The sequence below is a fragment of the Streptomyces sp. O3 genome (assembly GCF_054788135.1).
The window spans coordinates 15,384-37,215 of sequence record NZ_JBTVYK010000033.1 but is presented as its reverse complement, the minus strand read 5'-3'; the positions used below and the strand labels follow the sequence as shown (position 1 = coordinate 37,215).

Sequence of the window (21,832 nt, the reverse complement as noted above, 5' to 3'; positions counted from 1 at the left end):
TGCGTCTGGTCAGGACGCTCCTTGACGGTTGCGCTAGCAAGACACGGTGGGGTGGGGGAGGGTTGTACGGCTCGGCGTAACGATTCCGCGCACCGGTGCGTACGCGACACGCCCCAGCCAAGTCAGCCCCGGCCAAGTCAGCCTCAGCCAAGTCAGCCCCGCCCGTCGCGCCCACGCCGGTCAGCCCGTCTCACCCGCCCGCCCGGTCAGCCCGGCCTCAGCCGCGCCGGAGCAACCGGGTGGCCCCCGCTGCCACCGTCGTGGCCAGCACCCACCCCAGCAGTACCAGCACCGCCGTCGCCCACTGCCAGTACCCCGTCATCCGCCACTCGCCCTGCTGCCCCAGGTTGATCACCGGCACCAGCACGTCCAGGGCGTACAGCGACGCGTTCCAGGCCGGACCCTCGCCCGGCTTGCGCTCCCGCGGCTCGTGCCGCGAGAAGGCGACCGCGCTCGCCGCCCACAGCAGGGCCATCCACACCGCGGCCCGGCCCGGCCGGTACCCGTACGCCACGGTCCAGTCCTGGAGGTACCCCCAGGCCTTGCCCGCCAGCGGCAGCGTCTCGCGGCGGCGGCGCTGCTTGGCGAGCAGCACCTCGCGGGCGTCCGCGTCCTCGCCGCTCCCGCGCAGCACGGCGGCCAGCTTCTCGTACGGCTCCGGGCTGTACTCGGGCGTGGCGGCCTCCACCCAGGCCAGCCGCCGGTTCAGCGGGAAGCTGCCGGTCGGGATGAGGATCTCGTAGCTGAACCCGGCCATCCGCAGACCGCCGGGACCCGGCCAGCTGGCCGCGCTGTCGATGAGGTTGGTCACCTTGGCGCCGTTGAGCACCACCGTGCCGCGCTGCGGGCGCTCCCCGAGGAAGCGCAGCTCCGGCGTCTGGATGCGGCGCAGCGACACTTCCTGCTCGCGCTCCAGCGTGAAGCTGGCCTGGGTGAGGTCGAGCGCCTCACCGATCCGGCCGTCGTCGAGGCGGACGCCGCCGTGGCACTCGAAGCGCTGTACGCGTACGCCGCGCGCCGGGGTCGAGCCGCCGGTCACCGTGGGGTTGCTGACCGCGGCGGGCGTCAGATAGAGGGTGTGCTCGACCGTGAGCTGCGGGGCGTTGAGCGCCCGGTCGCCGTACGGATGTACGAGCTGACTGCCGCGCAGGCTGAACGAGCCGCCCACCTGCGCCCCGCGCAGACTGATCTCGCCGTCCGCCCTGAGCAGCTCGGCGTGCAGGTCCTGGCTCACGGTGACGCCGTCGCCCAGGAGCGCGTGATGACTCTGATCGCAGTGCAGCACGGCCTGGCTGAGCAGCAGGTCGGTGCCGATCTGGGCGTCGGTCAGCCGGATGCCCCGGTGCACCCGGCAGCGCGGCAGATGCAGGTCGCCCTCGGTGCGCAGCCGGGCCGCCTCCAGACGCGGGATCGAGCAGTTCACCAGGCGCAGCGTGGTGAAACGGCTCTCCGGTAACAGCACCTCGTTCTCGAACCGGCAGCCGGTCAGTTCCACGTACGGGGTGACCGCGCCGCCCGCCACGTCCAGCGTGCCGGTGATCTGCACGCCCCTGAGCTTCACCGACGACACCCGGCCGGGCAGCGCGGGCGGCCCGTCGAGCAGCAGCAGCGCGAGGATCCGGGCCCGCACACTGCGCTCGGGCCCCCAGCGGCGGCCGCCGTGCGGATCGTCCCCGTCGCGGTCGCCCACGGTCAGGTCGTAGCGGCTGCCGTTCTGGAACGCCTGCCACATCAGCACCTCGGCGGCTGTCAGCCCGAGGCCTTCCGGCGGATCGTCGGTGCGCCTGTCGACCACGGCCGTTCTTCCCTCCCCGTTTCCCCGCAGTTCCCTGCTCTGCGGTCCTGCTCTGCGGTCCTGCCCTGTGGTCCCGTCCTGTGTGGGTCCCTGTCCCGTGGGTCCCTGCCGTCACCCGGTTGATGCCCACTGAGTGACCAGGCGAACGCTAGGGCGTGTTTCGGAAGTCCCTTCTGCCGCGCGACGCCCGGCACGCACTCTCGCCGCACCGGACGCAGACCCAAGTACGTCCAGTACGAGGGCCTGCACCCGGCACGCCGAGAGCACGCACCGGACGCCGCGCGGCCGCCCTTCGGGCGACGAAGGGACTTCCGAAACACGCCCTAGTGGTGCGGGAGGTCCCGCGGTGCGTGTATCAGCCAGTGATACGGGCGACCAGTGCCGGTGAGCAGTCTGCGAGAATTAGGGCTGTGATCTCTCGAATCGATCTGCGCGGCGAAGCCCTCCCCGAGGGCGGCGCCCTGCGCGACCTGCTGCCCCGTGCCGAGTTCGACGTGGCGGCCGCCCTGGAGAAGGTGCGGCCCATCTGCGAGGACGTGCATCATCGGGGCACCGCGGCACTGATCGAGTACGCGGAGGAGTACGACGGCGTCCGCCTGGAGCGGGTACGGGTGCCCGCCGCCGCGCTGGCCGACGCGCTGGAGCGCCTCGACCCGACGGTGCGGGCCGCCCTGGAGGAGTCCATCCGCCGCGCCAGGCTGGTGCACCGCGCGCAGCGCCGCGCCCCGCACACCACCCAGGTCGCGCCCGGCGGCACGGTGACCGAGAAGTGGGTTCCGGTCGACCGGGTCGGTCTGTACGCGCCCGGCGGGCGGTCGGTGTACCCGTCCTCCGTGATCATGAACGCGGTTCCGGCGCAGGAGGCCGGTGTGCCGTCCATGGCGCTCGCGTCCCCGCCGCAGAAGGAGTTCGACGGGCTGCCGCACCCGACGATCCTGGCCGCCTGCGCGCTCCTCGGCATCGACGAGGTGTACGCGGCGGGCGGCGCCCAGGCCGTCGCCATGTTCGCGTACGGCACCGAGCGGCCCGGCGACCCCGACGGCTGCGCACCGGCCACCATGGTCACCGGCCCCGGCAACATCTGGGTCGCCGCGGCCAAGCGCTACTTCACCGGCCGGATCGGCATCGACGCCGAGGCGGGCCCGACCGAGATCGCGGTCCTCGCTGACTCGACCGCAGACCCGGCCCATGTCGCCGCCGATCTGATCAGCCAGGCCGAGCACGACCCGATGGCCGCGGCCGTGCTGGTCACCGACTCGGCCGAGCTCGCCGACGCGGTGGACAAGGAGCTCGACACCCAGGTCGCCGCGACCAAGCACATCGACGACCGCATCGTCCCGGCGCTCCAGGGCAAGCAGTCCGCCACCGTCCTGGTCGACGGCCTCGAAGAGGGCCTGCGGGTCGTGGACGCGTACGGCGCCGAGCACCTGGAGATCCAGACGGCCGACGCGGCGGCCCTCGCCGAGCGGGTCCGCAACGCGGGCGCGATCTTCGTCGGCCCGTACGCCCCCGTGTCGCTGGGCGACTACTGCGCGGGCTCCAACCACGTGCTGCCCACCGGCGGCTGCGCCTGCCACTCCTCGGGTCTGTCCGTGCAGTCCTTCCTGCGCGGCATCCACATCGTCGACTACACGCGCGACGCGCTCGCCGACGTCGCCCATCACGTCGTCACGCTCGCCGACGCGGAGGATCTGCCCGCGCACGGCGCCGCGATCAAGGCGAGGTTCGGGTGGAAGGTGCCAGGCCAGTGAATCCCCGGCGAGATCCCCGGCAAGAGGGTTCCCCCGTACGCATCGACGACCTGCCGATCCGGGACGAGCTGCGCGGCAAGTCCCCGTACGGCGCGCCGCAGCTCGACGTCCCCGTCCAGCTGAACACCAACGAGAACCCGTACCCGCTGCCCGAACCGCTCGTCGAGCGCATCGCCGAGCGGGTACGCGAGGCCGCCCGCGGCCTCAACCGCTACCCCGACCGGGACGCGGTCGAGCTGCGCACCGAGCTGGCCCGCTACCTCACCCGCACCGGCGGCCACCCGCTGACCCCGGCGAACGTCTGGGCGGCCAACGGCTCCAACGAAGTGCTCCAGCAGCTGCTGCAGACCTTCGGCGGGCCAGGCCGCAGCGCGATCGGCTTCGAGCCCTCGTACTCGATGCACGCGCTGATCTCGCGCGGCACCGGCACCGGCTGGATCTCCGGGCCGCGCCGCGACGACTTCACCGTCGACGTCGCGGCCGCCGAGCGGGCCATCGCCGAGCACCGCCCAGACGTCGTCTTCATCACCTCGCCCAACAACCCCACCGGCACCGCCGTCGAGGCCGACACGGTCCGCGCGCTGTACGAGGCCGCCCAGGCCGCGCGTGCTGATCAAGGTTTGGCTTCGCTGGTCGTGGTGGACGAGGCGTACGTCGAGTTCAGCCACCGGCCCTCGCTGCTGCCGCTGCTCGAAGGCCGCCCGAACCTGGTCGTCTCGCGCACCATGTCCAAGGCCTTCGGCGCCGCCGGGCTGCGCCTGGGCTATCTGGCCGCCGACCCCGCCGTGGTCGACGCCGTACAGCTGGTGCGCCTGCCGTACCACCTGTCAGCCGTCACGCAGGCCACCGCGCTGGCCGCCCTGGAGCACACCGATACGCTGCTCGGGTACGTCGACCAGCTCAAGAAGGAGCGGGACCGGCTGGTCAGCGAGCTGCGCGCGATGGGCTGCGAGGTGACCGAGTCCGACGCTAACTTCGTGCAGTTCGGACGGTTCGACGACAGTCACACCGCCTGGCGGCGGATCCTCGACCAGGGCGTCCTGGTCCGGGACAACGGCGTACCGGGCTGGCTGCGGGTCACCGCGGGCACCCCGGCCGAGAACGACGCGTTCCTCGAAGCGGTACGCGCACTGATGACGGAACGCGGCGAGAACCGCAGCAAGAGGGAGCAGAGCGCATGAGCCGCATCGGCCGTGTTGAGCGCACCACCAAGGAGACCTCCGTCCTCGTCGAGGTCAACCTCGACGGCACCGGGAAGATCGATGTGTCGACCGGGGTCGGCTTCTACGACCACATGCTCGACCAGCTCGGGCGGCACGGTCTGTTCGACCTGACCGTCAAGACCGACGGCGATCTGCACATCGACTCGCACCACACCATCGAGGACACCGCGCTCGCGCTCGGGGCCGCCTTCAAGCAGGCACTCGGCGACAAGGCCGGGATCTACCGCTTCGGCAACTGCACCGTCCCGCTGGACGAGTCGCTGGCCCAGGTGACCGTGGACCTGTCCGGGCGCCCCTACCTGGTGCACACCGAGCCGGAGAACATGGCGCCGATGATCGGCGCGTACGACACCACCATGACCCGGCACATCCTGGAGTCCTTCGTGGCGCAGGCGCAGATCGCCCTGCACGTCCACGTTCCGTACGGGCGCAACGCGCACCACATCGTGGAGTGCCAGTTCAAGGCCCTGGCCCGCGCCCTGCGCTACGCGTGCGAGCCCGACCCGCGGGCCGCCGGAATGATCCCCTCCACGAAGGGCGCGCTGTAGAGCCATGAACGGCGTATCCACCGCACTCATCTTCGTGGGGCTCTTCTTCCTCGGCGGAGTGATCTCCTTCGTGAAGCAGAAGCAGTCCACCAGCCTGGTCGTCCTGCTGTCGATCGGCGCCGCGATGTGTCTCGGCGCGGGCATCCTCCGGTTGGAGGCCTTCCAGTGAGTTCCCCGAGCGCCTCCGCCGCCAAGCGCGTCGTCGTCTTCGACTACGGCTTCGGAAACGTACGGTCCGCCGAGCGCGCCCTGGCCCGTGCCGGGGCCGACGTCGAGATCACCCGCGACTACGACAAGGCCATGAACGCCGACGGGCTGCTGGTCCCCGGCGTCGGCGCCTTCTCGGCCTGCATGGACGGGCTGCGGCGGGCGCGCGGCGACTGGATCGTGGGGCGCCGGCTGTCCGGCGGCCGCCCGGTGATGGGCATCTGCGTCGGCATGCAGATCCTGTTCTCGCGCGGCATCGAGCACGGCGTCGAGGCCGAAGGCCTGGACGAGTGGCCCGGCACGGTCGGCCCGCTCAAGGCGCCGGTCGTCCCGCACATGGGCTGGAACACCGTCGACGCCCCCGCCGACTCCCGGCTGTTCGCGGGCCTGGACGCCGACGCCCGCTACTACTTCGTGCACTCCTACGCGGTCCACGACTGGTCGCTGGAGATCGCCAACCCCGCGATGCGCGCCCCCAGCGTCAGCTGGACCACGCACGGCGAGCCCTTCGTCGCCGCCGTCGAGAACGGCGCGCTGTGGGCCACCCAGTTCCACCCCGAGAAGTCCGGCGACGCCGGAGCCCAGCTGCTGACCAACTGGATCGGAACGCTCTGATGTCCAACCCCTCCAAGCTCGAACTGCTCCCCGCCGTCGACGTCCGCGACGGCCAGGCCGTCCGCCTGGTGCACGGCGAGTCCGGCACGGAGACCTCCTACGGCTCCCCGCTGGAGGCCGCCCTGGCCTGGCAGCGCTCCGGGGCCGAGTGGCTGCACCTGGTGGACCTGGACGCCGCGTTCGGCACCGGCGACAACCGCGCCCTGATCGCCGAGGTCGCCGGGGCCATGGACATCAAGGTCGAACTGTCCGGCGGCATCCGCGACGACGACACCCTCGCGGCCGCGCTCGCCACCGGCTGCACCCGCGTCAACCTGGGCACCGCGGCCCTGGAGACCCCCGAGTGGGTCGCCAAGGTCATCGCCGAGCACGGCGACAAGATCGCCGTCGGCCTCGACGTCCGCGGCACGACCCTGCGCGGCCGCGGCTGGACCCGCGACGGCGGCGACCTCTACGAGACCCTGGAGCGCCTCAACGCCGAGGGCTGCGCCCGCTATGTCGTCACCGACATCGCCAAGGACGGCACCCTCCAGGGCCCCAACCTGGAGCTGCTGGAGAACGTCTGTGCGGCCACCGACCGCCCCGTCGTCGCCTCCGGCGGCGTCTCCTCGCTGGACGACCTGCGGGCCATCGCCGCGCTCGTCCCGCGGGGCGTCGAGGGCTCCATCGTCGGCAAGGCGCTGTACGCGAAGGCGTTCACGCTGGAAGAGGCGCTGGAGGCCGTGTCGTCATGACCTCCAGCGCCATCCGGCGGGTGCAGAGCGGCAGCCCCTGGGAGGAGTCCTTCGGGTTCGCCCGCGCCGTCGCGGCGGGCGACCGGGTCGTGGTCGGCGGGACGACCGCCTTCGAGGGCAGCGTGCTGCACGGCGAGGGCGACCCGTACGAGCAGACCCGGCGGGCCATCGCGCACGCCCTGGCGGCGACGGCCGAGTTCGGACTCGGCGCCGAGTCCGTGATCCGCACCCGTATCTACCTGACCCACGCGCGCGACGTCGACGCGGCGGGACGGGCGCACCGGGAGTTCTTCGACTCCGTACGCCCCGTGACGACCATGGTCGTCGTGTCCGGCTTCGTCGACCCGCGCATCCTGGTCGAAGTGGAACTGGAAGCCTTCCGAGGAGCGCAGCAGCCATGACCCTGGCAGTACGAGTCATCCCCTGCCTGGACGTGGACGACGGCCGGGTCGTCAAGGGCGTCAACTTCCAGAACCTGCGGGACGCGGGCGACCCCGTCGAGATGGCCAAGGTGTACGACGCCGAGGGCGCCGACGAGCTGACCTTCCTGGACATCACCGCGTCGTCCGGCGACCGCGAGACGACCTACGACGTGGTGCGGCGCACCGCCGAGCAGGTCTTCATCCCGCTGACCGTGGGCGGCGGCGTGCGCAGCGCCGACGACGTCGACAAGCTGCTGCGCGCGGGCGCCGACAAGGTCGGCGTGAACACCGCCGCGATCGCCCGCCCCGAGCTGATCCGGGAGATCGCGGAGCGCTTCGGACGGCAGGTCCTGGTGCTGTCGGTCGACGCGCGCCGCACCGAGGGCGGGTCCTTCGAGGTGACGACCCACGGCGGCCGCCGGTCCGCCGGGATCGACGCCGTCGAGTGGGCCCACCAGGCCGCTGAGCTGGGCGCGGGCGAGATCCTGCTCAACTCGATGGACGCGGACGGCACCAAGGACGGCTACGACATCGAGATGATCACGGCGGTCCGGAAGCACGTCAGCGTCCCGGTGATCGCGTCCGGGGGAGCGGGGCGGCTCGCCGACTTCCCGCCCGCGATCGCGGCGGGCGCGGACGCGGTGCTGGCCGCGTCGGTCTTCCACTTCGGCGACCTGCGGATCGGCCAGGTCAAGCAGACCCTGCGGGAGGCGGGCCACCCGGTGCGGTGACTTCCCCCGCGCGTCAAACGCCGGACGGGCTGAGATCTCAGCCCGTCCGGCGTTTGAGGACTTGAGGACAAGCGGGGTCTGGGGCGGAGCCCCAGTCACAAGAAGGAGCGGGACCGGGGAAGATCAAGCCCTGGTCTCAACCACTCAGCGCCGCGACCAACCTCGCCGTCACCGGCACCTCCACCCCCTGCCGCGCGGCTGCCCGCAGCAGCGCACCGCCGATCGCGTCGATCTCCAGGGCCCGCCCGGCTTCGGCGTCCCGCTGCATCGAGGACCGCATGCCCTCCGGCGCGGCGTCGAGGAAGGCCAGCACCGCCCCGGTGTCGACCTCGGCCCCCACGCCCCGCGCGACGTGCTCGAACTCTTCCAGCACGGAGCGGAGTTCCGCCCGGTGCTCACCCCGTACCCCGCCGATCGGGACCGCGTACCGCGTGGTGAGCAGCGCCAGCGGCAGCAGCATCGACAGCTTGCCCCAGAGCATCGTGGTCTCGTCCTCGGGCACAGTCGTGTCGAAACCGGCCCCGCGCAGCACCGCCGCGAGCGCCGCCACGCGCGCGTGGTCCGCCGTAGCGCTCGCCACCTCGATCCGCGCGAACGGTGTGCCGTGCTCGATGACGGCTGGTGCGACGCGGGTCGACTCGGCCCGGATCGTGCCGGGCACGACCTGCCCGGCCGGGTAGCGCTCGCGCAGCACGGCGGCGTGCTCGACGCCGTTCAGCAGCGGCACCACCAGCGCGTCGCCCAGCGCCTTCGGCGGTACGCGGTCGAGCGCGGCCCGGAGCGCGGTCTCCTTGGGCGCGACGATCACCGCGTCCACGGGTTCGCGCAGCTGGGTGTCCGTCTCCACGCGTATGGTGAAGTCGCCGAACGCCCCGCTGCGCAGGGTCAGCCCCTGCTCGGCGACGGCGGCGGCGGTCTCCTCGCGCGCCAGACAGATCACCCGGTGCCCCGCACGCGCCAGCAGCGCCCCGACGAGCCCGCCGATCCCACCGGGCCCGAGCACGGCAACGGTCCACGGCGCGGAGTTCGTTGAAGTCCTGGTCATGCCAGCAGGCTGCCACACCATTCCCACTATGTGGATCATGAATCCGAAATGTGAGACGCGCAATACAAATTGCACAGTTTTTATTGCGCAATATTCCTTGCGTATCTAGGGTCGTGGCATGGCCGACCGTGAGACCCGCAGGATCAGCGATCTGGGCACGCTCAAGGCCCTGGGGCACCCGTTGCGCATCCAGCTCTACCGCGCGCTGTACACGGCCCGCACCGCCACCGCCTCCCAGCTCGCGGAACAGGTCGGCGAGGCCGTCTCGCTCGTCAGTTATCACCTGCGCAAGCTCGCCGAGCACGGACTGATCGAGCAGGCCGAGCCGCAGCGGGCCGACGGGCGCGAGCGCTGGTGGCGGCCCGCGCAAGAGAGCGTCACCATCCGCCACGAGGACGTCCGCGACGCCCCGGAGAAGCTCGCCGCGCAGGCCGCGCTCCGGCATCTCTACTTCGAGCAGCGCGCGGACCTCTTCCGGCGTCACCTCGGCGAGGTGGAGTCCTGGAGCGCCGACTGGCGCAGCGCCGTCGTCGACTCCGAGTATCTGCCCCGGTTCACCGCCACCGAACTAGCCGAGTTCTCCGGCGAGTTGGACGCCCTGGTCAAGAAATACAGGGACCGGGGGCGGGCCGCCGAAGCGGCCGGGGACACGGCGGGGCGCGAGAACGTCGCACTGCACCTGTACGGCTTCCCGTTCCGGGCCTGAAGGGGGGCGCACGGTGACCACGCTCACCGCCGAACGGCCCGCGCACCGCGACGCCAACGTCCTGCGCTGGCTCGGCGCGTACGCCACCTCGACGGCCGGTGACGCCCTCTACTTCGTCGCCCTGTCCTGGGCGGCGGTCCAGAGCGGCAGCGCGGCAGGGGCCGGTCTCGTGCTCGCCGCCGGCGCGGTCCCGCGCGCCCTGCTGATGCTCGGCGGCGGCGTGATCGCCGACCGGTTCGGGCCGCGCCGGGTGGTCATCGGCAGCGACGCCGTGCGCTGCCTGGTCGTGCTCGCGGCCGCCGCGCTGCTGCTGGCCGCCACACCAGGCGTGTGGTCACTCGTCGTGCTCGCGCTGGTCTTCGGCGTGGTCGACGCGCTGTTCCTGCCCGCCGTCGGCGCGCTGCCGCCGCGCCTGACCGGACCCGGCCAACTCGCCCGAGTCCAGGGCATGCGCGGCATCGCGGCCCGGATCGCGCTGATCACCGGACCGCCGCTGGGCGGGCTCGCGGTGGCGCTCGGCGGCACCCCCGCGGCGTTCGCCGCGGCCGGTGGGCTCTTCGCCCTGTCCCTGGCGCTGCTGTTCGCCGTACGGATCGGCCCGCTGCCCGACCGGGACCGGACCGGGGGAGCGGCCGCCGCCGACGGCACGGCCTGGCGTCAACTGGCCGACGGGCTGCGCTACATCCGCCGCCACCGGGTGCTGGCCCCGCTCGTTGCCGCGACCGCGGTAGCCGAACTGGGCTTCTCCGGTCCCGCCAACATCGGCCTGGTGCTGCTCGTCGACGAGCGCGGCTGGGGCGCGTCCGGCCTGGGCTGGCTCATCGCCGGATTCGGCGCGGGCGCCGGGGCGGCCTCGCTGCTGCTCACCCTGCGGGGCCGGATACCGCGCGCCGGAAGCGTCCAGGCGTGGGCGCTGACCGCCGGAGCGCTGGCTCTCCCAGCCGTCGCCTTCGCGGGATCCGTGGCGTTCGCCGTGGCCGCCGCGGCGGCGATCGGGGTGGTGATCGGGCTGAGCGGAGCCCTGGCCGGGGCGCTGCTCCAGACCGCCTGCGACCCCGCCTACCTGGGCCGGGCCACCTCGGTGTCCGTGCTCCTCCAGCTGGGGCTGCCCCCGCTGTGCTACCCCGTCGTCGGCGCCGCGATCGGCGCCTGGGGGACCCGGCCGGTGTTCGTGGCCGGGGGCGTCCTCTGCGCCCTGGGCGGGGTGATCGGCCTGCTGGCCCGGCCGCTGCGCCGCGCCGAGCTGCCCGGCTGACGGCCGCCGCCCGGCAGAGCGCCGGACCGGTTGCCAGGGGCCGAGCCGCCCGGACTCAGAGGCCGAGTTGCTTCGCTCCGCGTAGCTTCTCGATGGCGTCCTCGTCGCCTTCCCGCTGTACGTCGGCCGCGTCCTGCCGCCCGAAGGCGAACATCGTCAGCTCACCCGGCTCGCCGGTCACCGTCACCACCGGCGTGCCCTTGTGGGCGACCGCCGTCTGGCCGTCCGGGCGGCGCAGCACCAGACCCACCGGGGCCTTGCGGCCGAGTACACGGGCCGCCTTCTCCAGCCGGGACCACAGGGCGTCGGCGAAGACCGGGTCGAGCTCGCGCGGCGTCCAGTCCTTCTGGGCGCGGCGCACGTCCTCGCCGTGTACGTAGAACTCGACCGTGTTCGCCGCCTCGTCCGCCTGCTTCAGGCTGAACGGCGAGAACCTCGGCGGTCCCGTACGGATCAGCTGGATCAGCTCCTCGTACGGCTTGTCGGCGAACTCGGCCTGCACCCGCTGGAGTCGTTCGGCGAGCGGCTTGATGAGGATGCCCGCCGCGTCCGCGCGTCGCTCGCGCACCACCACGTGCGCGGCCAGGTCACGGGTGTTCCAGCCCTCGCACAGCGTCGGGACGTCAGGGCCCGCGGCCTCCAACAGATCGGCGAGGAGGAGTCGTTCACGCTTGGCATGGGTCGACATGACGGCAAGCCTACGGCCGTACCGTACGGTCTGCCACGCTGCCACGCCCCGAACGCCGGACGGATGCGACACGCAGGCGGCGCGAGGCCGTCTTGGTGACCGGACGGCGCCCCGAGGTGTCCGACCCATCACGCACAATGGAGCGCATGACCAGCACGCCCCCCCAGCAGCCGACCCGCCTCGCCCCCGAGATCGCCGCGCGCCTCAAGCGCGGCGCCGACGGGCTCGTCCCCGCCATCGCCCAGCAGTACGACACGGGCGAGGTGCTGATGCTGGGCTGGATGGACGACGAGGCGCTGCATCGCACCCTCACCACCGGGCGCTGCACCTACTGGTCACGCAGCCGCGGCGAGTACTGGGTCAAGGGCGACACCTCAGGACACGTGCAGCACGTCAAGTCGGTCGCCCTGGACTGCGACGCGGACACCGTGCTCGTCAAGGTCGACCAGGTCGGCGCCGCCTGCCACACCGGCGACCGCACCTGCTTCGACGCCGACGTGCTGCCGCTCGGTCAGTAGGGTCGGCCGACATGGACCTCGAGACGTTCCGCAAACTCGCCGCCGACCGCCGCGTCATCCCCGTCAGCCGTCGGCTGCTCGCCGACGGCGACACCCCGGTCGGGCTCTACCGCAAGCTCGCCGCCGAGCGTCCCGGCACCTTCCTGCTGGAGTCAGCGGAGAACGGCCGCTCCTGGTCGCGCTACTCCTTCATCGGCGTCCGCAGCGCCGCCACCCTGACCGAGCGGGACGGCCGGGTCCACTGGCAGGGCGCCCCGCCCGTCGGCGTCCCCGTCGACGGGGACCCGCTCACCGCGCTGCGCGCCACCGTCGAGGCCCTGCACACCCCGCGTGACCTGGTCGGCGCCGACCAGGACGGGCTGCCGCCGTTCACCGGCGGTATGGTCGGCTACCTCGGGTACGACATCGTGCGCCGCCTGGAGAAGATCGGCCCCGGCGAGCGGGACGACCTGCGGCTTCCCGAGCTGACCATGCTGCTCACCAGCGACCTCGCCGTACTGGACCACTTCAGCGGCTCGGTGCTGCTGATCGCCAACGCGATCAACCACAACGACCTGGAGACCGGCGTCGACGAGGCCTACGCCGACGCGGTCGCCCGGCTCGACGCCATGCAGGCCGACCTGGCGCGCCCGGTGCCGCAGCACCCGGCGGCGCTCCCGCCGTCCGAACTGCCGGAGTTCTCCGCCCTGTGGGGCGGCGCCGACTACCAGGCGGCCGTCGAGGACATCAAGGAGCGCATCCGCGCGGGCGAGGCCTTCCAGGTGGTGCCCTCGCAGCGGTTCGAGGCGCCCTGCCGTGCCAGCGCCCTGGACGTCTACCGCGTGCTGCGGGCCACCAACCCCTCGCCGTACATGTACCTCTTCCGGTTCGACGGCTTCGACGTCGTCGGATCGAGTCCGGAGGCGCTGGTCAAGGTCGAGGACGGGCGGGCGATGGTCCACCCCATCGCCGGGACCCGCCCGCGCGGCGCCACACCGCGCGAGGACACCGAGCTGGCCGACGAGCTGCTGGCCGACCCCAAGGAGCGCGCCGAGCACCTGATGCTCGTCGACCTGGGGCGCAACGACCTCGGGCGGGTCTGCGAGCCCGGCTCCGTCGAAGTGGTCGACTTCATGTCCATCGAGCGGTACTCGCATGTGATGCACATCGTCTCCACGGTCACCGGCAAGGTCGCCGCGGACCGCACGGCCTTCGACGTGCTGACCGCCTGTTTCCCGGCGGGCACTCTGTCCGGCGCCCCCAAGCCGCGCGCCATGCAGATCATCGACGAGCTGGAGCCCTCGCGGCGCGGCCTGTACGGCGGCTGCGTCGGCTACCTGGACTTCGCGGGCGACTCCGACACCGCCATCGCCATCCGCACCGCCCTGCTCCGCGACGGCACGGCGTACGTCCAGGCCGGGGCGGGCGTCGTCGCCGACTCCGACCCGGTCGCCGAGGACACCGAGTGCCGCAACAAGGCGGCGGCGGTATTGCGCGCGGTCCACACGGCCGGGCGTCTGCACGAGGCCTGACCGCCGTACGAGGCCTGGTCGCCGTACGAGGCCTGACCGCCGTACGAGGCCTGACCGCCCGTTCCCTCCCGGTCTGCCACCCCAGGCGGTGGGTTCCCCGATTGGGTGATGGATAGTGGAGGGGTGACTTCAGCCGTACCGCAGCCAGCCGTACCCCAGCCCGGAGCGACCGCGCGGCAGCGCACCCGCGAGCGCGGCGGGCGGCGCAGCCTCGCCGCCGCGCTGCTGCTGGGCGCGCTCGGCGCCACCGTGGTGCTGCTCGCCACCCGGCAGACCTGGGCCGAGGGCGATGCCGTCACGGCCGGGGGCGCGCTGCACCAGATCGCCAAGGGCAGCGACGTCACCGGCGTCCCGGCGGCCCTGGCCATCGTCGGACTCGCCGCGCTGGTCGCCGTCTTCGCGGTGCGCAGGACCGGCCGGTACGTGGTGTCCGGGCTGCTCGCGCTGAGCGGCGCGGGCATCGTGGCCGCGTCGCTGGGCGGCGCGGGCGACAGCGCGGCGCTCGACGAGCGGGCCGCCACCAGCACGGGCGACGCCGCGGCCGCCGCCGTGGACGTCACCCACACCGCGTGGCCGTATGTCACCGCGGGCGGCGGCCTGCTGATCCTGTGCGCGGGCCTGCTCGCGCTGTGGTTCGGGACGCGCTGGCCCGCCATGTCCGGCCGCTACGAGCGCACCGGCGCGCCGGGCGGCGCGAAGCGCGCCAAGGCGCCGGACCCGGACCGCCCCGAGGACCTCTGGAAGGCCCTCGACCGGGGCGAGGACCCCACAGGCCAGTAGCGAGGCCCCACGCCGGTAGCGGGCCAGTAGCAGGGGCCAGGCCCCGGAGCAGGGCGGAACAGGCCCGGCGGCCGGGGGAGTGACGCGGATGACACGCCCCCGGCGTCGGACACTCCGCGCGGTGCGCGACAATGGCCGGGGAGCGTTCGACTTTTACCACGAGGAGCACGTCATGGCGGGCAGCAGCCACGGACACACCCCGGCCGCCTGGACCGGTGTCATCATCGCCTTCATCGGTTTCTGCGTGGCCGGGGCCTTCATGGTCATGGCCAACCCGATGGGGTTCTGGGCGGGCCTGGTCGTGGTCGTCCTCGGCGGCGTGGTCGGGATGATCATGCGGGCCGCCGGTCTCGGCCAGGCGAAGGCCGTCCGTCAGCAGGGCGTACCGCAGGAGAGCTGACCGCCGCGACACACCGCGGAAAGGGCGGAACCGGGAGCACCGGTTCCGCCCCTCGCGCGTTCGCGGACCACTCGGACCAGCCCCAGGGGGCACGCCGCGCGCCCGGACAGCGGGCCGGGGCACAATGCACGGGTGAACGCAGACCACGCAGTGAGCCAGCCGGACACCGCGTACGCGCCGGACCCGCCGCACACCGCGCACGTCCCGCACACCGCGCACGTCCCGCCTGCCGCGCGCGTGCCGGACCCGCCGCGCGGCCCGCTCGCGGTGACCCGGCGGCTGCTGGCCCCGGTCGGGACGCTCGGCGCGGTCGTCGGCGCCTTCGCCTACGTCGGCGCGGTCGACCCGAACGAGCCCGGCCACTACCCCGGTTGCCCGCTCCTCGCACTCACCGGCCTGCTCTGTCCGGGCTGCGGCGGCCTGCGCAGCGCCCACGCCTTCGCGAACGGCGACTTCGCCACCGCGCTCGGCGCCAACGCGTTCGCCGTGGCGGGCTTCGTGGCCTTCGCCGCGTTCTGGGTGCTGTGGATCACCCGCGCCACGCGCGGTCTCCCGACGCGGATCGCGTTGCGCAACGCCCACCAGTGGAGCATCGGCGCGGTACTCCTGGTGTTCAGCGTCGTACGGAATCTGCCCTTCGGGGCCTGGCTGGCGCCGTAACGGCGGACGTCCAGCTATTGGGACCGGCGTCAACCGGATGCGGAGCCTTCGCTCTCCTGCGGATAACATCGCAGTGGTGATCGGGTCACCCGCTCAGGCGGGTCCCATCCGATCAGTTTCAGTCCGCTGAGGTTCAGACCACTGAAGTTCAGACCGCTGTCAGGGAAGGGGGCCGCTCGCGTGAGTGTGCTCGACGAGATCATCGAAGGCGTCCGCGAGGACCTCGCCGAACGGCAGGCGCGCGTCAGCCTCGACGAGCTCAAGGAGCGTGCGGCGAAGGCCCCCCAGGCCAAGGACGCGCTCGCCGCCCTGCGCGGCGACGGCGTCAAGGTCATCTGCGAGGTCAAGCGCTCCAGCCCGTCCAAGGGCGCGCTGGCCGCGATCGCGGACCCGGCCGGGCTCGCCGCCGACTACGAGGCGGGCGGCGCGGCGATCATCTCCGTCCTCACCGAGCAGCGCCGCTTCGGCGGCTCGCTGGCCGACCTGGAGGCGGTGCGCGCCCGCGTCGACATCCCGGTGCTGCGCAAGGACTTCATCGTCACCTCGTACCAGCTCTGGGAGGCCAGGGCGTACGGCGCCGACCTCGCCCTGCTGATCGTGTCGGCACTCGACCAGCCCGCCCTCGTCTCGCTCGTGGAGCGCGCGGAGTCCATCGGACTCACGCCGCTCGTCGAGGTGCACGACGAGGAGGAGGTCGAGCGGGCGGTCGCGGCCGGGGCGAAGGTGATCGGCGTCAACTCCCGCGACCTGAAGACGCTGAAGGTCGACCGCTCGACCTTCTCGCGGGTCGCCCCCGAGATCCCGGCGGGCGTCATCCGGGTCGCCGAGTCCGGCGTGCGCGGGCCGCACGACCTGATCGCGTACGCCCACGACGGCGCGGACGCGGTCCTGGTCGGCGAGTCCCTGGTCACCGGGCGCGACCCGAAGGCCGCGGTGGTCGACCTGGTCGCGGCGGGCGCGCACCCGGCGCTGCGGCACGGAAGGGACTGACCCGCCGATGCCCATCGCCGCCCGTCTCGGACCCGGCTGCCGACCTCGCGGCTGCCGGGCCCCGGCGCGGCGTGTGCACGGCCGCCGGGTGCGGTATGTGATCGGCTCCGAGCCGGGCCAGGTCAACGGGATGCGATGACGCGGGGGCGCGCCACCACGCAACCGTGACCACGACGCATCCCCACGTAGGAGCATCGCACCCATGCCCAGCGAATTCTTCATCCCCGACCCGGAGGGTCGCACCCCCACCGCCGAGGGCTACTTCGGCGACTTCGGCGGCAAGTTCATCCCGGAGGCCCTGGTCGCCGCCGTGGACGAGGTCGCCGCCGAGTACGAGAAGGCCAAGGCGGACCCCGCGTTCGCGGCCGAACTCGACGACCTGCTCGTCCATTACACCGGCCGCCCCAGCGCGCTCACCGAGGTCCCCCGGTTCGCCGAACACGCGGGCGGCGCCCGTGTCTTCCTCAAGCGCGAGGACCTCAACCACACCGGCTCACACAAGATCAACAACGTGCTCGGGCAGGCCCTGCTCACCAAGCGCATGGGCAAGACCCGAGTGATCGCCGAGACCGGCGCGGGCCAGCACGGCGTGGCGACCGCCACCGCCTGCGCGCTGTTCGGCCTCGACTGCACCATCTACATGGGCGAGATCGACACCCAGCGCCAGGCGCTGAACGTCGCCCGGATGCGGATGCTCGGCGCCGAGGTGATCGCCGTGACATCCGGCTCGCGGACCCTCAAGGACGCCATCAACGAGGCCTTCCGCGACTGGGTCGCCAATGTGGACCGCACCCACTACCTGTTCGGCACCGTCGCCGGACCGCACCCCTTCCCGGCCATGGTCCGCGACTTCCACCGCGTGATCGGCGTCGAGGCCAGGCGGCAGATCCTTGAGCGGGCCGGACGCCTCCCGGACGCGGCCGTCGCCTGCGTCGGCGGCGGCTCCAACGCCATCGGCCTGTTCCACGCCTTCATCCCCGACGCCGGCGTACGCCTGATCGGCTGCGAGCCCGCCGGACACGGCGTGCCGACCGGCGAGCACGCGGCGACCCTGACCGCGGGCGAGCCCGGCATCCTGCACGGCTCGCGGTCGTACGTACTCCAGGACGAGGAAGGCCAGATCACCGAGCCGTACTCGATCTCGGCCGGACTCGACTACCCCGGCATCGGCCCCGAGCACGCCTACCTCAAGGACAGCGGCCGCGGCGAGTACCGCGCCGTCACCGACGACGCGGCCATGCGGGCGCTGCGCCTGCTGTCGCGGACCGAGGGCATCATCCCGGCCATCGAGAGCGCCCACGCGCTGGCCGGGGCTCTGGAGGTCGGCGGGGAGCTGGGCGAGGACGGACTGCTCGTCGTCAACCTGTCCGGGCGCGGCGACAAGGACATGGACACGGCCGCCCGCTACTTCGGGCTGTACGACGGGGAGGGCGACGCCAAGTGAGCAACGCGACGAACGGCAACATCCAGCTGCTGAGCGACACCCTCGCCCAGGCCAGGGCCGAGAACCGGTCCGCCCTGATCGCCTACCTCCCGGCGGGCTTCCCGTCCGTCGACGGCGGCATCGAGGCGGTCAAGGCCGTACTCGAATCCGGCGCCGACGTCGTCGAGGTCGGCCTGCCGCACAGCGACCCGGTGCTCGACGGCCCGGTCATCCAGACCGCCGACGACATCGCGCTGCGCGGCGGCCTGAAGATCGCCGACGTGCTGCGCACGGTCCGCGAGGCGCACACCGCGACGGGCAAGCCGGTCCTCGTCATGACGTACTGGAACCCCGTCGACCGCTACGGCGTCGAGCGGTTCACCGCGGAGCTGGCCGCGGCGGGCGGCGCGGGCTGCATCCTGCCCGACCTGCCGGTCCAGGAGTCCGCGCAGTGGCGCGCGCACGCCGAGAAGCACGGCCTGGCCACGGTCTTCGTGGTCGCGCCCAGCAGCAAGGACGCCCGCCTCGCGGAGATCACCGCCGCGGGCTCCGGGTTCGTGTACGCCGCCTCGCTGATGGGCGTCACCGGCACCCGCGAGTCCGTCGGCGCCCAGGCCGCCGATCTGGTGCGCCGCACCAGGGCGACCACCGACCTGCCGGTCTGCGTCGGGCTCGGCGTCTCGAACGCCCGGCAGGCCGCGGAGGTCGCGGGCTTCGCCGACGGCGTGATCGTCGGCTCCGCGTTCGTCCAGCGGCTGCTGGACGCCCCGGACGAGGCCGCGGGTCTGGCGGCGGTCCGCGCGCTCGCGGCCGAGCTCGCCGAAGGCGTACGCCGCGACAGGTAACCCGTACGAGTGGACCTGGGACCGGGGAGGCACGCTGGTGCCTCCCCGGTTCGTTTGCGGGGTGTGAGCGAGAACCATGAGTCAAAGCGCACCGCCCGCGAGCGGCTGGCGAGGGAGCGCGAGAAGCAGAAGGCGCAGGAGCGGCGGCGCCGCACGCTGATCGTGGCCGCGGCCGTGGTGGGCGTACTCGGCCTGGCCGCCGTGATCGGGGTGATCGCCGCGAACACCGGCGGTGACAAGGCCGCGTCGGGCCCGGTGGTCGCCCCGTCGGGCGCGAGCGGCGACGACAGCCTGATGATCCCGGTGGGCGAGGACGGCGCCTCGTCGACGCTCACCATCTGGGAGGACTTCCGCTGCCCGGCCTGCGCCAGCTTCGAGCAGGCGTACAACCCCACGATCGACGAGCTCACCGAGAAGGGGCAGCTCAAGGTCGAGTACCACCTCGCCACGATCATCGACGGGAACTTCGGCGGCCGGGGCTCGCTGCGCGCGGGCAACGCCGCGGCCTGCGCCCAGGACGCCGGGAAGTTCAAGCCGTACCACGACGTCCTCTTCGCCAACCAGCCCGAGGAATCGGACGACGCCTTCGCGGAGAACGACAGGCTGATCGAGCTCGCGGGCGAGGTGGACGGACTGGACACCGCGGCGTTCAAGCGGTGCGTCGAGGACGGCACGCACGACAGCTGGGTCACCAAGTCCAACGAGGCCTTCCGCGAGGGCGGCTTCCGGGGCACCCCGACCGTGCTGCTCGACGGCGAGGACATCTTCTCCGACCAGCAGAATCCGCTCACCCCCGACAAGCTGAAGAAGATGGTCGAGGAGGCCGCGGGCTAGCCGAACCCCAGAGGGTCGATTGCCGAGCCTGTTACGGAGCCGTAAGGCGGGCTGGTTGCCGTGCAGCGCGTCCGGCACGGTAGCGTCGAGAGCGCCATGGAAATCCTTGCCTTCATCCCCAGCCCGGCCAAGGGTGAGATCGACCCCTTCGGCGTGCCCCTGCGCGGTTACGCGTTCTGCATCATCCTCGGCGTCTTCGCCGCGGTCTGGCTCGGCGGGCGCCGGTGGGTCGCCCGCGGCGGCCGGGTCGGCACCGTCGCCGACATCGCCGTCTGGGCGGTGCCCTTCGGCCTGGTCGGCGGACGGCTCTACCACGTCATCACGGACTACGAGCTGTACTTCAGCGAGGGCCGTAACTGGGTGGACGCCTTCAAGATCTGGGAGGGCGGCCTCGGCATCTGGGGCGCCATCGCGCTCGGCGCGCTCGGCGCCTGGATCGGCTGCCGCCGCCGTGGCATCCCACTGCCCGCGTACGCCGACGCGATCGCGCCCGGCATCGCCATCGCCCAGGCCCTGGGCCGCTGGGGCAACTGGTTCAACCAGGAGCTGTACGGCCGCGCCACGGACCTGCCCTGGGCGCTGGAGATCACCCGCTCGGACGGCGGCCGGGTCCCCGGCACCTATCACCCGACCTTCCTGTACGAGTCGCTGTGGTGCATCGGCGTCGCCCTGCTGGTGATCTGGGCCGACCGCCGCTTCAAGCTCGGCCACGGGCGGGCGTTCGCTCTCTATGTCGCGGCGTACTGCGCGGGGCGCGGCTGGATCGAGTACATGCGAGTGGACAACGTCCAGCTGAACGATGTCTTCGGCCTGCGCTTCAACGTCTGGACGTCGATGGTCGTCTTCCTCCTCGCCGTCGCGTACATGGTGGTCTCGGCGCGCCTGCGGCCGGGCCGCGAGGAGGTCGTGGAACCGGGCGCGGACCAGGACGCGAAGGCGTCCGGCGACGCGAGCTTGGACGCGTCCGGCGACGCGAGCTTGGACGCGTCCGGCGACGCGAGCTTGGACGCGTCCGGCGACGCCGCCGAGCTCAAGGCCTCGGCCGGTGCCAAGCCCGCCGTCGACATCGACGCCAAGCCCGGCCCGAACACCGAGGCCAAGGCCAAGGCCGACGCCAAGCCCGGCCCGGACGCCAAGCCCGACGACCAGCCCGAAGCCGACGCCGACGCGGGCGCCGACGCCCCGAAGGCGCAGGCCGCGGACGGCGAAGCCAAGTCGGCCCACCAGGGCTGACGCCGGACCCCAGCGAGCGCGAAGGGCCCCTTCGGACTACCCGTCCGAGGGGGCCCTTCGCATGGGTAAGTACGGCCTTCCTTGCTGGCGGGAGCCATTTTTCGCGCGTACTTTCGATCACGAAAGCACGCGAGGAGGGGGCCGGAATGGCGATCATCGAGAACGAGGCGGCGCTGCACGCAGCGCACCGGGACAACCACACGCACCGCGATGTGAACGGCGGCTGGCTGCGCCCCGCCGTGTTCGGCGCGATGGACGGCCTGGTCTCCAACCTCGCGCTGATGACCGGCGTCGCGGGCGGCCAGGTCTCCCAGCAGACCATCGTGCTGACCGGACTCGCCGGGCTCGCCGCCGGCGCCTTCTCGATGGCCGCGGGGGAGTACACCTCGGTCGCCTCGCAGCGGGAGCTGGTCGAGGCCGAGCTGGACGTCGAGCGCCGCGAGCTGCGCAAGCACCCCAAGGACGAGATGAAGGAGCTCGCCGCGCTGTACGTGTCGCGCGGCGTCGAGCCGGCACTGGCCCACGAGGTGGCCCACCAGCTGTCCCAGGACCCGGACCAGGCGCTGGAGATCCACGCGCGCGAGGAGCTGGGCATCGATCCGGGCGACCTGCCCTCGCCCCTGGTGGCCGCTGTGTCGTCGTTCGGGGCCTTCGCGCTGGGCGCGATCCTGCCTGTGCTGCCGTATCTGCTGGGCGCGAGCGCGCTGTGGCCCGCCGTGCTGCTCGCGCTGGCCGGGCTGTTCGTGTGCGGCGCGGTGGTGGCGCGGGTGACCGCGCGTACCTGGTGGTACAGCGGGCTGCGGCAGCTCGCCCTGGGCGGCGCGGCGGCGGGTGTGACGTACGTCCTGGGCACGGCGTTCGGCGCGGCCCTAGGATGAGCGGGATTTTGGCCTATACAGGTCTTCGCATAAGTAGTTG

Annotated in this window: 25 protein-coding genes; 22 read left to right on the top strand and 3 right to left on the bottom strand. The window is 72.7% G+C overall.

All coding sequences use genetic code 11. From position 1 onward, the window contains the following. Positions 1 to 217: 217 nt before the first annotated feature. The gene (locus ACX6XY_RS18085) at positions 218 to 1,795 is read right to left on the bottom strand and encodes an oxidoreductase (protein WP_460331736.1); all 1,578 of its coding nucleotides are present in this window, start codon (positions 1,793 to 1,795) and stop codon (positions 218 to 220) included. A 410-nt stretch (positions 1,796 to 2,205) separates the two neighbouring features. Between ACX6XY_RS18085 and hisD the strand changes: the two genes are divergently transcribed. The 8 genes from hisD to hisF are packed head-to-tail and all read left to right on the top strand — an operon-like array spanning position 2,206 to position 8,026. Further along, positions 2,206 to 3,546: a histidinol dehydrogenase gene (gene hisD / locus ACX6XY_RS18080; RefSeq protein WP_460331734.1), complete on the top strand. Its 1,341-nt coding sequence runs from the start codon at positions 2,206 to 2,208 to the stop codon at positions 3,544 to 3,546. Beyond that, positions 3,543 to 4,727 (top strand): histidinol-phosphate transaminase, encoded by a 1,185-nt coding sequence (locus ACX6XY_RS18075; RefSeq protein WP_460331732.1) that lies wholly within the window; start codon positions 3,543 to 3,545, stop codon positions 4,725 to 4,727. Before hisD ends, ACX6XY_RS18075 begins: the two co-directional genes overlap by 4 nt. After that, complete coding sequence (gene hisB / locus ACX6XY_RS18070) at positions 4,724 to 5,317, top strand: imidazoleglycerol-phosphate dehydratase HisB (RefSeq protein WP_460331730.1); 594 nt, start codon at positions 4,724 to 4,726, stop codon at positions 5,315 to 5,317. The genes ACX6XY_RS18075 and hisB overlap by 4 nt, the downstream gene beginning before the upstream one ends. Before the next feature lie 4 nt (positions 5,318 to 5,321). Then, a complete protein-coding gene (locus ACX6XY_RS18065) occupies positions 5,322 to 5,486 on the top strand; it encodes a hypothetical protein (protein WP_460331728.1) in 165 nt (54 codons plus the stop codon). After that, entirely contained in the window at positions 5,483 to 6,139 is a 657-nt protein-coding gene (hisH, locus tag ACX6XY_RS18060) for an imidazole glycerol phosphate synthase subunit HisH (RefSeq protein ID WP_460331726.1), read from the top strand. Before ACX6XY_RS18065 ends, hisH begins: the two co-directional genes overlap by 4 nt. Then, complete coding sequence (gene priA / locus ACX6XY_RS18055) at positions 6,139 to 6,873, top strand: bifunctional 1-(5-phosphoribosyl)-5-((5-phosphoribosylamino)methylideneamino)imidazole-4-carboxamide isomerase/phosphoribosylanthranilate isomerase PriA (RefSeq protein ID WP_460331724.1); 735 nt, start codon at positions 6,139 to 6,141, stop codon at positions 6,871 to 6,873. Before hisH ends, priA begins: the two co-directional genes overlap by 1 nt. Next, complete coding sequence (locus ACX6XY_RS18050) at positions 6,870 to 7,274, top strand: RidA family protein (RefSeq protein WP_460331722.1); 405 nt, start codon at positions 6,870 to 6,872, stop codon at positions 7,272 to 7,274. Before priA ends, ACX6XY_RS18050 begins: the two co-directional genes overlap by 4 nt. After that, a complete protein-coding gene (gene hisF, locus ACX6XY_RS18045) occupies positions 7,271 to 8,026 on the top strand; it encodes an imidazole glycerol phosphate synthase subunit HisF (protein ID WP_460331720.1) in 756 nt (251 codons plus the stop codon). The genes ACX6XY_RS18050 and hisF overlap by 4 nt, the downstream gene beginning before the upstream one ends. 136 nt (positions 8,027 to 8,162) lie before the next feature. Here hisF and ACX6XY_RS18040 read toward each other — a convergent pair whose 3' ends face one another. Continuing rightward, positions 8,163 to 9,071, bottom strand: a complete 909-nt coding sequence (locus ACX6XY_RS18040; protein ID WP_460331718.1) for a ketopantoate reductase family protein — start codon at positions 9,069 to 9,071, stop codon at positions 8,163 to 8,165. A 118-nt stretch (positions 9,072 to 9,189) separates the two neighbouring features. Here ACX6XY_RS18040 and ACX6XY_RS18035 point away from each other — a divergent pair, with 118 nt between their 5' ends. Then, positions 9,190 to 9,777 (top strand): ArsR/SmtB family transcription factor, encoded by a 588-nt coding sequence (locus ACX6XY_RS18035; RefSeq protein WP_460331716.1) that lies wholly within the window; start codon positions 9,190 to 9,192, stop codon positions 9,775 to 9,777. Positions 9,778 to 9,790: 13 nt separating this feature from the next. Next, a complete protein-coding gene (locus tag ACX6XY_RS18030; protein ID WP_460331715.1) occupies positions 9,791 to 11,032 on the top strand; it encodes an MFS transporter in 1,242 nt (413 codons plus the stop codon). Between the two features lie 55 nt (positions 11,033 to 11,087). Here ACX6XY_RS18030 and ACX6XY_RS18025 read toward each other — a convergent pair whose 3' ends face one another. Then, the gene (locus tag ACX6XY_RS18025) at positions 11,088 to 11,720 is read right to left on the bottom strand and encodes a TIGR03085 family metal-binding protein (RefSeq protein ID WP_460331714.1); all 633 of its coding nucleotides are present in this window, start codon (positions 11,718 to 11,720) and stop codon (positions 11,088 to 11,090) included. A gap of 146 nt (positions 11,721 to 11,866) precedes the next feature. Here ACX6XY_RS18025 and hisI point away from each other — a divergent pair, with 146 nt between their 5' ends. From hisI to ACX6XY_RS17965, 12 genes are all read left to right on the top strand, one after another. After that, positions 11,867 to 12,238 (top strand): phosphoribosyl-AMP cyclohydrolase, encoded by a 372-nt coding sequence (gene hisI / locus ACX6XY_RS18020; protein WP_460331712.1) that lies wholly within the window; start codon positions 11,867 to 11,869, stop codon positions 12,236 to 12,238. Between the two features lie 11 nt (positions 12,239 to 12,249). Beyond that, entirely contained in the window at positions 12,250 to 13,749 is a 1,500-nt protein-coding gene (locus tag ACX6XY_RS18015) for an anthranilate synthase component I (RefSeq protein ID WP_460331710.1), read from the top strand. A gap of 108 nt (positions 13,750 to 13,857) precedes the next feature. Beyond that, positions 13,858 to 14,529 carry a TIGR02234 family membrane protein gene (locus ACX6XY_RS18010; RefSeq protein WP_460331709.1) on the top strand — a complete coding sequence of 224 codons (672 nt, stop codon included), beginning with the start codon at positions 13,858 to 13,860 and terminating at the stop codon, positions 14,527 to 14,529. Positions 14,530 to 14,701: 172 nt separating this feature from the next. Next, positions 14,702 to 14,929, top strand: coding sequence for an HGxxPAAW family protein (locus ACX6XY_RS18005; protein ID WP_460331707.1), 228 nt, complete (start codon positions 14,702 to 14,704; stop codon positions 14,927 to 14,929). 132 nt (positions 14,930 to 15,061) lie between these two features. Further along, the gene (locus ACX6XY_RS18000; RefSeq protein ID WP_460331705.1) at positions 15,062 to 15,589 is read left to right on the top strand and encodes a DUF2752 domain-containing protein; all 528 of its coding nucleotides are present in this window, start codon (positions 15,062 to 15,064) and stop codon (positions 15,587 to 15,589) included. 180 nt (positions 15,590 to 15,769) lie between these two features. Beyond that, positions 15,770 to 16,579, top strand: a complete 810-nt coding sequence (trpC, locus tag ACX6XY_RS17995) for an indole-3-glycerol phosphate synthase TrpC (RefSeq protein ID WP_460331703.1) — start codon at positions 15,770 to 15,772, stop codon at positions 16,577 to 16,579. A gap of 7 nt (positions 16,580 to 16,586) precedes the next feature. Then, on the top strand, positions 16,587 to 16,718 hold the full coding sequence (gene trpM / locus ACX6XY_RS17990) for a tryptophan biosynthesis modulator TrpM (protein ID WP_460331701.1): 132 nt from the start codon (positions 16,587 to 16,589) through the stop codon (positions 16,716 to 16,718). A 63-nt stretch (positions 16,719 to 16,781) separates the two neighbouring features. Further along, positions 16,782 to 18,023 (top strand): tryptophan synthase subunit beta, encoded by a 1,242-nt coding sequence (gene trpB / locus ACX6XY_RS17985; RefSeq protein ID WP_460331699.1) that lies wholly within the window; start codon positions 16,782 to 16,784, stop codon positions 18,021 to 18,023. Continuing rightward, a complete protein-coding gene (trpA, locus tag ACX6XY_RS17980; RefSeq protein ID WP_460331697.1) occupies positions 18,020 to 18,847 on the top strand; it encodes a tryptophan synthase subunit alpha in 828 nt (275 codons plus the stop codon). The genes trpB and trpA overlap by 4 nt, the downstream gene beginning before the upstream one ends. Before the next feature lie 63 nt (positions 18,848 to 18,910). Next, a complete protein-coding gene (locus ACX6XY_RS17975; protein WP_460331695.1) occupies positions 18,911 to 19,681 on the top strand; it encodes a DsbA family protein in 771 nt (256 codons plus the stop codon). 96 nt (positions 19,682 to 19,777) lie between these two features. Continuing rightward, on the top strand, positions 19,778 to 20,914 hold the full coding sequence (gene lgt, locus ACX6XY_RS17970; RefSeq protein WP_460331693.1) for a prolipoprotein diacylglyceryl transferase: 1,137 nt from the start codon (positions 19,778 to 19,780) through the stop codon (positions 20,912 to 20,914). Between the two features lie 146 nt (positions 20,915 to 21,060). Then, positions 21,061 to 21,792, top strand: coding sequence for a VIT1/CCC1 transporter family protein (locus ACX6XY_RS17965; protein WP_460331691.1), 732 nt, complete (start codon positions 21,061 to 21,063; stop codon positions 21,790 to 21,792). Positions 21,793 to 21,832 lie beyond the last annotated feature (40 nt).